Source organism: uncultured Campylobacter sp. (assembly GCF_947255105.1).
Classification (GTDB): domain Bacteria; phylum Campylobacterota; class Campylobacteria; order Campylobacterales; family Campylobacteraceae; genus Campylobacter_B.
This window is the reverse complement of sequence record NZ_CAMYFP010000001.1, coordinates 271006-283015: the sequence shown is the minus strand read 5'-3', so window position 1 is coordinate 283015 and position 12010 is coordinate 271006. Positions and strand designations below refer to the sequence as shown.

At 34.7% G+C, this 12010-nt stretch carries 12 protein-coding genes; 1 reads left to right on the top strand and 11 read right to left on the bottom strand.

The features are described 5' to 3' along the window. Window positions 1-66: 66 nt before the first annotated feature. The gene (locus Q0X52_RS01515; RefSeq protein ID WP_297573930.1) at window positions 67-666 is read left to right on the top strand and encodes a hypothetical protein; all 600 of its coding nucleotides are present in this window, start codon (window positions 67-69) and stop codon (window positions 664-666) included. Between the two features lie 783 nt (window positions 667-1449). Here the strand turns inward: Q0X52_RS01515 and Q0X52_RS01510 are convergent. The 11 genes from Q0X52_RS01510 to lpxC form a co-directional block, all read right to left on the bottom strand. Beyond that, entirely contained in the window at window positions 1450-1608 is a 159-nt protein-coding gene (locus tag Q0X52_RS01510; RefSeq protein WP_297573927.1) for a hypothetical protein, read from the bottom strand. A 982-nt stretch (window positions 1609-2590) separates the two neighbouring features. Continuing rightward, window positions 2591-3235: an HAD family phosphatase gene (locus tag Q0X52_RS01505; protein WP_297573926.1), complete on the bottom strand. Its 645-nt coding sequence runs from the start codon at window positions 3233-3235 to the stop codon at window positions 2591-2593. Between the two features lie 77 nt (window positions 3236-3312). Beyond that, entirely contained in the window at window positions 3313-4788 is a 1476-nt protein-coding gene (locus Q0X52_RS01500; RefSeq protein ID WP_367173569.1) for a DASS family sodium-coupled anion symporter, read from the bottom strand. A gap of 158 nt (window positions 4789-4946) precedes the next feature. Beyond that, complete coding sequence (gene ribD / locus Q0X52_RS01495; protein WP_297573923.1) at window positions 4947-6005, bottom strand: bifunctional diaminohydroxyphosphoribosylaminopyrimidine deaminase/5-amino-6-(5-phosphoribosylamino)uracil reductase RibD; 1059 nt, start codon at window positions 6003-6005, stop codon at window positions 4947-4949. 19 nt (window positions 6006-6024) lie between these two features. Beyond that, window positions 6025-6441: a ribosome maturation factor RimP gene (rimP, locus tag Q0X52_RS01490; RefSeq protein ID WP_297573994.1), complete on the bottom strand. Its 417-nt coding sequence runs from the start codon at window positions 6439-6441 to the stop codon at window positions 6025-6027. Further along, entirely contained in the window at window positions 6441-6818 is a 378-nt protein-coding gene (rbfA, locus tag Q0X52_RS01485; protein WP_297573920.1) for a 30S ribosome-binding factor RbfA, read from the bottom strand. The genes rimP and rbfA overlap by 1 nt, the downstream gene beginning before the upstream one ends. Next, a complete protein-coding gene (gene infB / locus Q0X52_RS01480; RefSeq protein ID WP_297573918.1) occupies window positions 6815-9493 on the bottom strand; it encodes a translation initiation factor IF-2 in 2679 nt (892 codons plus the stop codon). The genes rbfA and infB overlap by 4 nt, the downstream gene beginning before the upstream one ends. Next, window positions 9486-9740, bottom strand: coding sequence for a DUF448 domain-containing protein (locus Q0X52_RS01475; RefSeq protein ID WP_297573915.1), 255 nt, complete (start codon window positions 9738-9740; stop codon window positions 9486-9488). The genes infB and Q0X52_RS01475 overlap by 8 nt, the downstream gene beginning before the upstream one ends. Before the next feature lie 16 nt (window positions 9741-9756). After that, window positions 9757-10644 carry a homoserine kinase gene (gene thrB, locus Q0X52_RS01470; RefSeq protein ID WP_297573912.1) on the bottom strand — a complete coding sequence of 296 codons (888 nt, stop codon included), beginning with the start codon at window positions 10642-10644 and terminating at the stop codon, window positions 9757-9759. Between the two features lie 8 nt (window positions 10645-10652). Next, window positions 10653-11129, bottom strand: a complete 477-nt coding sequence (locus Q0X52_RS01465) for a glycoprotease (protein WP_297573909.1) — start codon at window positions 11127-11129, stop codon at window positions 10653-10655. Further along, entirely contained in the window at window positions 11110-12000 is an 891-nt protein-coding gene (gene lpxC / locus Q0X52_RS01460; RefSeq protein ID WP_297573906.1) for a UDP-3-O-acyl-N-acetylglucosamine deacetylase, read from the bottom strand. The genes Q0X52_RS01465 and lpxC overlap by 20 nt, the downstream gene beginning before the upstream one ends. Window positions 12001-12010 lie beyond the last annotated feature (10 nt).

Sequence of the window (12010 nt, the reverse complement as noted above, 5' to 3'; positions counted from 1 at the left end):
AAGATATTTTTAAATGGAAAGTAAATAAAATGTCAAGTCAAATTTAAATCAAATTAAGGAGCAGTTATGCAAAATGTTATCAAAGTCTTAGTTGGTCTAATGCTAGTTGGCTCATTTGCTATGGCTAGAGTTTTCATAGGAGTTGAGGCAAGCGGAGGCAAATCAACTATTGACCTACCAAGCAATCTCTATCTTGGTAGCGAAGATAAAGTAAAGGGAAATAGAAATGCACTTGGCTTAAAGATAGGTGCAGATTTAAAAACATCTAGATTTTATTTTAGTTATATCAATGCTGGAGAAGCCAAAGATACAATCAAAATCGCCGGTTATGATCATGACGTAACATGGACAAGTCATCAATTTTTGGCAAATGGCGAATATACACCACGCATAACTGGAGGTTTAAAAGCCATTCTTGGTGGATATTTAGGTCTTTCATACATCGATGTTGATACCGATCCTACTGTTTTTACTATAGATGGACCAGGATTTATCATTGGTGCAAAAGTTGGTGCCAAATATGATGTGGGCGAACATCATTCATTTGAGCTTGGCGCAAAAGGCGAGGCAGTTTTATCAACTGTAAAAAATAACCAAAATTCAGATACAAGTTCAATGGAAGAGGACAATATCTGGTTCTTTGCTGGATATAACTATAAATTTTAATTAGTTTAAAGCCAAATTTAAAAGATAGGTCTGAAATTTAAGGATAAATTTCAGACCTAAAATATAACTATCTCCCTTAAAAATTATGAGAGTAGCTTTTAAATTTGATATTTAATTTATAATCTTTTTTGCTATATTGACTACTGAGTCACTTAAAATTCTATAACAGTATTTTCAATGGCACCTTTAACTTATCATCTCATCGTAGAAGTAAAAACCATTTTTTGCAATAATATTTTGTAACTATTTTGCAATTCTCATTTATGCATCACTAGATAACAATGCATAAACTTTATACTTTGAAAAATTATTACTTATTTTTTATCATTTTATATTAATCTTTAAAAAAGCTTTTTTCTTAATTGGTTTTACACCACTACCTATTATCTCTACATATGATTCATGGGGAAGCTCATAAAATGATAAACAATATTATTTTTTTTATTTTTAAAATGTAGACAAATTATATCTATAATATTTTTATCTACAATGGTATAAAAGTTTAGATAAATGGTATCCTTAGTAGCTTCATAAAAAACATATTCTTTCTGCGTGCAATCTTGTTCATTTGCGCACAAGTTATTCTTAATAAGTGTATTTCTTACCCATTTTAACAAAAGATGTTGGTCTATTACATTCCAAGAAATACACCCAAACAATAATAATCAATGACACAGCCAGTATTAATATAAAAAATAAGCTTATCTTTTTAACCATAACACATCACCATAGACTCATTTTACAAAAATTATACATTTTTTAACATTAATTTAAAATGATATTTTAGTTATATTTATAATATTTCTCATTTTTGTAATAATTTTTATCTTTTAAAGTAAGGTTATGGTTTATTGTAGTATCATTTCCAAAGTCGTTAATCTCTTTATTTTTTCTATATTTTTCTTCCATGTTTGTAATCGTTGTATTTGTATTGTTTGACATATTATAACCATCTCTCTTTATTATCTAAAAACATATTTAACTTAAAAAGCACTTATTATCTAGATACTAAATATCATTCTATTTACCACTAAAAAAGATGGCTCCAATGCCAAGGGGCATAGCGTTTTCTATATTTACACTGCTTCATTAGTAATTGATATAGACTTAAAAGTTGATACTATGAAAAAGATATATTCATATGAAATTTAAAAAAGATAATAAAGCTTAATCAAATAGTAACAAAAAATATTTATAATTTTTTAAGTTATAAATTTGTGATAGAAAGAAATTAAAAGTGGAAAAAGATACCATTGAAAAACCAATTTTTGTAATGCAAAGAAAAAAATCTTTTATAATTATTTTATACTACATATTTGCTATTCTTTGGGATTTAGCTACAGCGTTTATCTGCATAATCTTTATGACTTTAGATAATATCATTCCAAATATAATGGGATTTTTGATTTTAGTTTTTATACCATACCAGTTTTTTGTATGTTTGATATAAAAGAAGTTGTTTGTTATGAGGATTATTTACTAGTCAAAAGAAAATTTTTTACTAAAAAAATTTTTTATAATCATCTAAAATATTATTGCTTTATGAGAACAGTTAGAGCTAAAATATTAGGACTTAGATTTAAAAAATATAGACTTACAGTAGCCATTAATGAATATATGTTTAAACCAAATGATATTAAAGAATTTGTAAAAATCCTAGAAAGTAAAAAAATATCAAAGTATTCGCTATTTTAAAAAATGAGGTTTAAATGCAAGATCTTGATGTAAATGGTGATGATATTTCATTTAAAATTTTTTGGGTAAATAAGTTCTTGATAAAAATAAAATAGGCTAAATTTCGCATATAAATATTCTCATTTTTTACATCAAATCCAAAATCAAATCACAATCAAAAAAAGCTATGAAGCATATTTGATAGCTTTTACTTAAATTTAGAGGTTAGGAATATCTTGAAATTTAGCTCTTAAGAAAGGGTTAAATTTAAGATTTGCCAACCATTTTGCAAAGCCTCTTTTCTTAATTTTTCATCAGGATTTACACAAATTGCCTCATCTACAAATTTACAAAGTGCGATGTCATTTATGGAGTCTGTAAAGAAGCGTATTTTATCTGGTTTTAGATTGTGCTTTTTTATGTAGTTTTGCAAAACGACAACTTTGCCCTCTTTGTAGCTAAGAGGCGGGATAAACTCATCTGTATAAAAGCCATCTTTGCACTTTAGTCTAACGCCTATAAACTCTTTTACGCCAAGTAGTTTAGCAACTGGCGCGACTATGTATTGGGGTGTTGCTGAGATGATTAAATTTGGCTTTAACTCATCTATCCATTTCTTGCTCTCTTTATAGATTATTGGGGCGATTTTTTCTTTTAAGTAGCGTGGCAAGAGCTTTTCAATCTCGTTTTGATTGAGAGACTTTAAAGATGTAAGAGAAAACTTGAGATACTCTATCATATCGAGCTTGCCTTTGTTGTATAGCTCTATCATTTTGTTATTTTCTGCAATAAAGCTCTCATCCAATATCCCATTTTCTAACAAATACTCATGCCAAAGGTCGTAACTATCGCCATCTATCAAAGTTTTGTCTAGGTCAAAAACATTTAAGGTCATCTAATATCCTTTAAATGATCTAAATTTGGTTAAATTATCTTAAATTTAAGGCAAACCCCGACTAAGCGGGGTTTATATTAGCCTAATATAAAGTGAGCGTATAGTGTAATTACAGCTACACAAACAAGTCCTAGGAAAAATCCAGCCTTCATCATATCTCTTTGTCTTATGTAGCCCGTACCAAAGACAATAGCATTTGGAGGTGTTGCGACTGGTAACATAAATGCGCAAGATGCACCAATTCCTATGACCATAACCAAAGTCTCTTTTGGCATACCCATCTCTGTTGCAATAGTTGCAAAAACAGGCACCAAAAGTGCAGCTGAAGCTGTGTTGCTAGTAAATTCTGTAAGAATTATGATAAATATAGTAACCACAGCAATTATCACTAATTGTGGAGTATTTCCAAAAATCCTTGCTACCTCTTTGCCAAGCACCAGTGAAGCGCCTGAGCCTTGCAAAATCCCACTAAGAGCAAGTCCACCTCCAAAAAGTAACAAAACTCCCCAATCAGTCCCTTTTGCAATATCTTTCCAGCTGGCAAGTCCAAGTATGGCAACGGCGCAAGCAGCCATTAGCGCAATAAGAGCGTCACTTAAAGTTACGCCAATAATGGCTGAGATTTTTTTAGAAAATATCCACAAAAAGGCAGTTAGTAAAAATACTATCAAAGTGGCTATTCTAGGTCCTGTCCAAGGCACATCTTCTTCTAAATTTAAGTTTATCTTCATATTTAGTTTTGGTCTAAATGTGATATAAAGTGTTATTAACATTAGAGGAAACAAGATAAGCATTATAGGCAATCCTATCTTCATCCAACCGATAAAATCGAGCTTTAATGCAGCTGAAGCTATAGCGTTTGGTGGTGAACCTACCATTGTACCAAGTCCTCCAATACTTGCGCTATATGCGATTGACAAAAGCACGAAGACAAAAGTTGATCTATCTTTTCCAAGATCCAACTGACTAAGTATTCCAATAGCTAATGGAAGCATCATAGCAGCTGTTGCTGTGTTGGAAATCCACATAGAAAGAAGCGCGGTAACTACACATATAGAAAGCACAGCATATCCAAGATGGTTGCCAGAAAGCGATATAAGCTTCATAGCAATTTTTCTATCAAGCTTTTGAATGTGAAGCGCGGTAGCCAAAGCAAATCCACCAAAAAATAGATAGATGGTTGGATTTGAGAAGTTAGCAAGCCCGTCTTTTATGGTAAGAGCGGTGAGCTTTACACTCTCTAAACTATCCGTATTGACAAGTGTGCCATTTATAAGATCGAATTTCTTATCGACAATCTTATGGATTCCGATGATAACGGCAACTGCAGGTATAAGCAGAGCTGTTATGGTTATGTGAATAGCCTCCGTAAACCAAAGCACAGCGGCAAAAACAAGCAACGCCAAGCCCTTTTTGACATTTGGCTCATAAGGCATGATGGCATATAGTGCAAAAGCAAGCAGAGCCGCACATACGATGATGATCCATGATTTTTTAACATCTTTGCTAAAAGTGCTAGTGACTTTAGGTGCAATATCAGAGTTAGTAGCCATATCTCTCCTTTAATTTAAGATAGTTTAAGTATACTAAAATCTCTTTTTTTAGTTGCTTTTTTGTAATATCTGCCTTTAAATTTTTACAACTATATTACAAATGGTAATCTTTTTTTATTTGATGATGTTGAAATTTAAACTATTTTTATATGCAGTAATTATCTTAAAATCTTTAGCCAAAGGCACAGGTCAGCTCCAATTTGATAGCAACAAAGCAGCTCAAACTCCAAATTTATGGCTAAATTTATGTGGTTTATAAATTTGGGTGATACAAAAATCACTACAAAATCAATGCTCGCTTTTAAACTCTCCAAAAGCTCTGCACCACCCTCTATCATAGTTAAATTTGAGCTTTTTATAGAGGAGAGATCGCTTGATATCTTAACTTTTCTATCCAAAACATTAAAAAGTGGAATGCTTTTATCAAAGTTTTGTTGCCTTGAGATGATAAGCACATCGGGAGCTTTACCGCAAACTAGCCTTGCATCAAGCAAAGGCCTATCAACTCTTACAGTTTTGCCACTAATTGCCAAAAGCTCTATAACATCTCTAAATTTATGAACCAAAACTCTTGAGTCTTTGCTAGTAATAATTCCGCCGCTAATTACGCCATTTAGGCTAACTCCTAGCTTAAAAAATGAAAAATTACCGCTGCTCCATTTTAAAAATGGCTCCAAAAGTAGCCTGCACTCTTGTTGCAAAATGCCAACATCAACCTCTATTTTGCTCTCTTTTAGAAATTTAGCACCGCCACCTGCGCTACTTTCGTCAAGCACACCAACAACAACTCTTTTAAAGCCTAGATTTTTTATCAAAACGCTACAAGGGCTGGTTTTGCCAACGTGGTTGCAAGGCTCCAATGTGACATATATAGTTGCATCTTTTAAAAGATTGTTGTGATTTTGCTCTATAAATTTGTAGGTGAAATTTGGATTAAAAAGAGAGCTTTTAGTAGAGAAATCACTATAATTTGTGCCAAATTTTGCGTTGTATGAAGTTAAAAAAGAGCTTTGAAATTTAGCCGATATCTTACAAAGCGCCTCTAGTATAGCGCTAGGTTCAGCATGTAAAAATCCTGCCTTTTTATGAGAGGCGACGGATAAAATAGCGCCATTTTTATCAACTACAACTGCACCAACAGCTGGGTTTGGATAGGTGAGTATCTGATATCTCCAAGCTACATCTAGTGCAAGCTTCATATAAAATTCATCACTCATTACAGTAGCTTAAATTGTTCTACCACTCTATATATGTCTTTGCCTTTTTGATAGTGTCAAACTCTACTTTTACAGGCTTTTCATCTACCAAAAGTTCAAGCACGCCATCTACCAAGCCAACAATCTTGCCTTTTATCTTTGTTTTCTCCTCTAGCTCTATCTTGACAAGCTCATCTATGCTGTTTTGAAAGTGGCTCTCTTTGGTTAGTTTTCGCTCAAGCCCGGGGCTGCTAACCTCTAACACCCATTCGCCATCTACTGGTGGCTTTACATCAAAGATTGGCGAAAGTAGTTTACTTACCCTTTCACAGTCGTCTAAATTTACCCCACCTGGCTTCATTATGTAAATTCTATAGATAGTTCTGCCATGCTCACCTACAACCTCATCATCATAAAGCGCTACACCGCACTCTTTTAACAAAGCTTCCAAATCCATCACTCTTCCCCTTTTGCTCGCTCAAGCTCTTTTTGCGCCTTTGAAAAAAGCTCATCCATTTTGTTTTGATGTTCAAGTGACTCATCAAATTTAAAGTGAAAAATAGGACTTCTAAACCAACCTTCAGCCTCCATGCAATATGTTTGAAGATAATATTTTACCTTTGAGAGCTTTCTTAGCACCTCATCTTGTTCCTCTTTTGTAAAAAACATCTTATCAAGATAGATAAAGGCATCATATCTTCCCCTTTTGCACTCAACATCTGTTATGCAAAGCCCACAAAGCGTTGGATCATCAAGAGTTGAGAGCGCTTCAGGTATGAGTTGTTTTAAAATGCTTGAAGTTCTAAGACGTCTTAGTTCAGCTTGGTTTTTCAAATTTGAGCCCTCTCCTCTTTTTCTCTAAAGCTCTCTATGTAGTCTCCAACTTGCATATCGTTATAACCCTCTATGCCAACTCCGCACTCATAGCCCTTTGCGACCTCTTTTACATCATCTTTAAAGCGTTTTAGTGAGCTTATATTGCCTTCAAAAACTACAACTCCACCTCTAATAACTCTTATCTTTGCCCCTCTTAAAATAACGCCATCAGTTACCATACATCCAGCTATTTGACCTATCCTTGGGACGTTGATAACCTCTCTAATCTCGGCTTGTCCAAGCTCTTCTTGATGGATTATAGGGCTCATAAGTCCGCTTAAAATGTTTTTAACATCATCAATCAAAGAGTAAATAACGCTATAGGTCTTAATCTCAACGCCTCTCTCTTTGGCTCTCTCTCTAACTTCGCCTATTGGTCTTACATTAAAGCCTAGTATCATGCAGTTTTGGCTAGCACTTGCAAGATCTACGTCATTTTGCGTAATGCCACCAACGCCGCTATGAATGATATCTACCTTTATCTCTTCGTTTTTGAGCTTTTCTAAGCTAGTTTTAAGTGCCTCAAGAGTTCCTTGTACATCGGCTTTCAAGACAACACTAAGGCTTTTTAACTCGCCCTCTTTTATCTTTTGGCTAAGTTCGTCAATGGTTACCTTTGTGCTCTTTGATAGCTCTATCTGCCTTAAATAATCATGTCTTTTTTTGGCATACTCTCTTGCCTCTTTATCGCTATTTACTGCAATAAGAGTATCGCCTGCCTCTGGTACATCGCTAAGTCCCACAACAACGCCACACTCGCCCGGTGCAATTTTTTGCATAGGACTTTGCTTATCGTCAGTAATTGCTCTTATCTTTCCATATGCGACACCTGCAACTACTGTATCTCCAACTCTTAAAGTTCCATTTTCTACTATGACAGTTGCTACAGGGCCTCGTCCTTTTTGAAGTGAGCCTTCAATAACAGTTGCTTTTGCCGCTCTTTTTGGGTTGGCTTTTAGCTCCAAAATATCAGCTTGCAAAAGAACTATTTCAAGAAGCTCATCAATACCTTGTCCAGTTTTGGCAGATATTGGCACAAATTCATAGTTTCCACCCCATTCAACAGGCATAATATCCAACTCGCTAAGCCCAGTTTTTACTAGATCTGGATTGGCGTTTTCTTTGTCCATTTTGTTGATTGCAATTATTATAGGAACACCGGCTGCTTTGGCATGAGCAACTGCCTCTTTGGTCTGAGGTTTTACACCATCATCAGCTGCTACAATTATGATAACTATATCAGTAACTCCAGCGCCTCTTGCTCTCATTGAGGTAAAGGCTTCGTGTCCAGGAGTGTCAATAAAAGTTATATTTCGTCCATTTTTATTTACCATGTAGGCGCCAACATGTTGCGTAATGCCGCCCGCTTCGCCTGTTGCTACACGTGAATTTCTTATATAGTCAAGCAAACTTGTCTTTCCATGATCTACGTGTCCCATAATGGTAATTACAGGGGCCTTTACAACAAGATCTTTTGGATCTTCCTTTGTCTCATCATACATTGTTACATAGTCAAACTCTTTGGTCTCATCAACTATCTTTATATCCACCTTAAACTCATCGGCCAAAATCTCTATAGCATCTTCATCCAAAAAGTCATTTTTGGTGGTAAGCATTCCTAGTAAAAAGAGCTTTTGGATAATCTCGCTTGACTGCTTATTTAGCTTTTGTGCAAACTCATAAACTCTTATATCTTTTGGTATCTCTATAGAGACTGGCTGCTCTTTTGGCTGCTCTTTTTGAACTCTCTTTGGTCTTTTTCTAACAGTTCTACTAATGCCGCCATCTATGTTACTAAAGGCTTTGCTTTGTGAGCCTTTCAATATATTTAGCTGTTTTTTAGGCTCTTTTTTCTCTACTTTGATTTTAGTATCGGTAAAATCAGGTAAAACTACAATATCATCATCTTCCAAATCTCTATCTGATATCTCTCTATCAGAGAGTATCTCCATCTTAGTAGCGTTCTCTCGTTTTGTAACAGGTGGCTGTTTTTTCTCTTTTTTCTTGCGTTTTAAATTTGCCTCAGCGTTAGAAAAGATAGTCTCAAGTCCAATATTTTTTATGGTAGTTGGCTCACTTTGTGTTTTTTTGCTCTGGCTTTTGGCTTGAGGTTGTGGCTCTTGCTCATCTCTTCTTTTTACGATGACAATACCACGCCTTTTTTGTGCAAATGGAGGAGTTGTTTGGCTCTCTTTTGGCCGGATATCTTTTTCTTTTGCCATTTCTACTGGTTTTTCTTTTATCTTTTCTACCATCTTTGGTTGTGGTTTTGGCTCGCTAATTTTTGCAGTAGTTTTTTCTTCTATCACTTTTTTATTCTCAACCTTTGCCTCTTTTTTGCTAGTCTTGCCACTTATCTCATCGATAATCTTCTCCACCTTTTCCTCTTTTGCCTCAACATCTGTCTTTTTGATGATTTTCTCAGGTTTTTCTTTTTTGGTAGTTTTTGATTTGGATTTTTTAGGAGCAGCTCCCGTTTGCACATAGTCATATATAGCAGCAGCCTCCTCGTTACTTACAGCATTACTAGCCGATTTAATCTTTTTAAGTCCCATCTCTTGAGCCTTTTGTATAATCTCTTTACTGCTGTAGCCTAGCTCTGTTGCTATCTCATAAATACGGACATTAGCCATCTATTAACATCTCCTTTAGTTCTTTAGTGGTAGTTTCTTTAAATATAAATTTACTCAATATTTTTCTAAATTTCTTTTCATCAAAATTGTTAAGACAGAGATTGCAGATGTAAAAACTTCTACCATCTTTTATCTCTTTCGTAATGGCGCCATTAGTAGCTTGATATCTATTTAGCTCTTTTTGAGGCTCTCTTTTTTTACAAATGACACACATTCTACTTGGTATCTTACTATTTTTATAACTCATCTATGCCAATTCTCTTTTAATTAGCCTCTATTATATCAAAACCTTCATTATCAAAGTCAAAAATCTCAACTCTAAATTCCCCAAAATTATCTCTAAGTATCTTTTGTAGCGATTTTGCATCGTTTTTATAGACAATATTTAAAAAAGAGGAGCCGCTTCCAGAAAGTGTGCTAAGAAGCGCACCATTTTTGTAGGCAAGCTCTCTTACTTTAAAAAGTTCAGGTAGGTTTTTCATCCTAATCTCTTCGTGAAGCCTATCTTTGGATCCAAATTTAAGTCTTTCATAGTCATAGCTAAAAAAGCAAGAGGTGATAAACGCTGCTCCGCTTAAATTTGAGACAACATCGCTTGTTTTGTGAAGCTTTGAAAGCGCTGCTCTTGACTTTTTGGTCTGCATTGTGACATTTGGTATGACAACGACTGCTTTTATATCATCTTTTATAAAACTTTTATTTGAGATTACACTATTTTTTTCAACTACACTTGTAACAAAGCCTCCATAAACAGCAGGTGAAATGTTGTCTGGGTGGCTTTCATAGACTAAAGCCTCATTTAGTATCGTCTCTTTTTTGGGATAAAATCCTGCCATCTCATAAGCTGAGGCAATGGCGCCTACAATAACAGCCGAGCTACTTCCTAGCCCTCTTGAAAATGGAATGTTGTTGATAAACTCAAATTTAAAGTTCTCTTTTGTCCCTGTTAGCTTCTTGTAGGTCTCGTCAAAAACCTTTATAAAATAGTTTCTTTTTGAGTAAAAATAGCGTGGGATATTTTCGCCTTTTATTGTGATAGAGGTAAATTTCTGTTTTTTTATATTTACCTCATTATATAGTTTTAAAGCAACTCCTAAAGAGTCAAATCCAGGACCTAAATTTGCACTTGTTGCGGGGATCTTTATCTTCAATCTCTCTCCTAAACAGCATCAATAATGTAATTTGGTAGTATATCATCATTTAGTTTTAGAGTTGATAAATTTGGAGGCAATTTAAAAACTCCAGGTGTAGCTTTTGCCAAAATGATCTCACCATCTTTTTGAACAAAGCTAAATTTGTTATTGGCCCTTATTGGTTGGTGCGAATTTAGCTCAAATCCACTTACTGCAAACATCTCAATATCTCTTGCCAAAGCAAAGACTCTAAGAGCGATATAGGCCACCTTTATCCCTGTAAAACTGCCAGGTCCATTTGCATAGATGATGGATGAAATTTTGTATTTGTCACTAAGAAGTTTTAGAGTTTTTGGGATAAAGTCGCTAGCAATATCATCACCTTTTATCTCTTCAATAAGCGATGAGTTCTCATAAACGCCTACTAATATGGGCTTTGACTGAGGTATGAAGAGTAGTTTAACTGTTTTAATGGCAGCCTCTTTATGCAAAAACTTTAGCAAACTCTCTTGCTATCTCTTTGCTATCAAGTTTTACAATCTCATAATTTTTAGAATCGCTTAAAATCGCCTTTGTTAGGAGATGGTTTAGATGATGACTTCCAGCAAATGAGGTGTAGTTGCAAAGTAGCGGCGCACCCATAAGTGCCAAATCCCCAATAGCATCTAAAATTTTATGTCTAACAAATTCATTCTCAAATCTTAGCCCTTCGGGATTTAAAATCTTGCTATCATCAAGGATAACTGCATTTTCCAAGCTTCCGCCAAGAGCTAAGTTTTTTGCTCTTAACATCTGAACATCTTTCAAAAATCCAAAAGTTCTAGCTCTTGCTATCTCTTTGAGGTAGTTTTGTTTGCCAAACTCAAAGTTGTAGCTCTGTCTGCCAATAATGGGGTTATCAAACTCTATCGTGAAGTTAAATTTGGGGTTATTGCTAGGCTCAACTCTTGCAAATTTATTGCCCTCTCTTACCTCAACTCTGTTTTTTATAACTATGGCTTTTTTAGTTGCATCAAGAAAATTAATACCCGCCTCATCAAGCATCATACAAAATCCAATGGCACTTCCGTCCATAACAGGAACTTCATTGGCGTCTAAAACTATGCGGATATTGTCGATACCATAACTACTAATGGCGCTTAAGAGATGTTCTATTGTAGATATGTAATTGCCATTTGTATCGCCAATAACTGTTGCCATCTGAGTGTTTATGACGCTATTTGTGTCGGCTTTGATAGTTAAATCTAGATCTTTTCTATAAAAAACTATTCCAAGGTCAGCATCAAGTGGCTCTAAAGTCAAATTTATAGGCTCGCCTTTGTGAAGACCTATGCCAACTCCTTGAACTGATTTTGCTATTGTGGTTTGATTCAAAACTATTTCC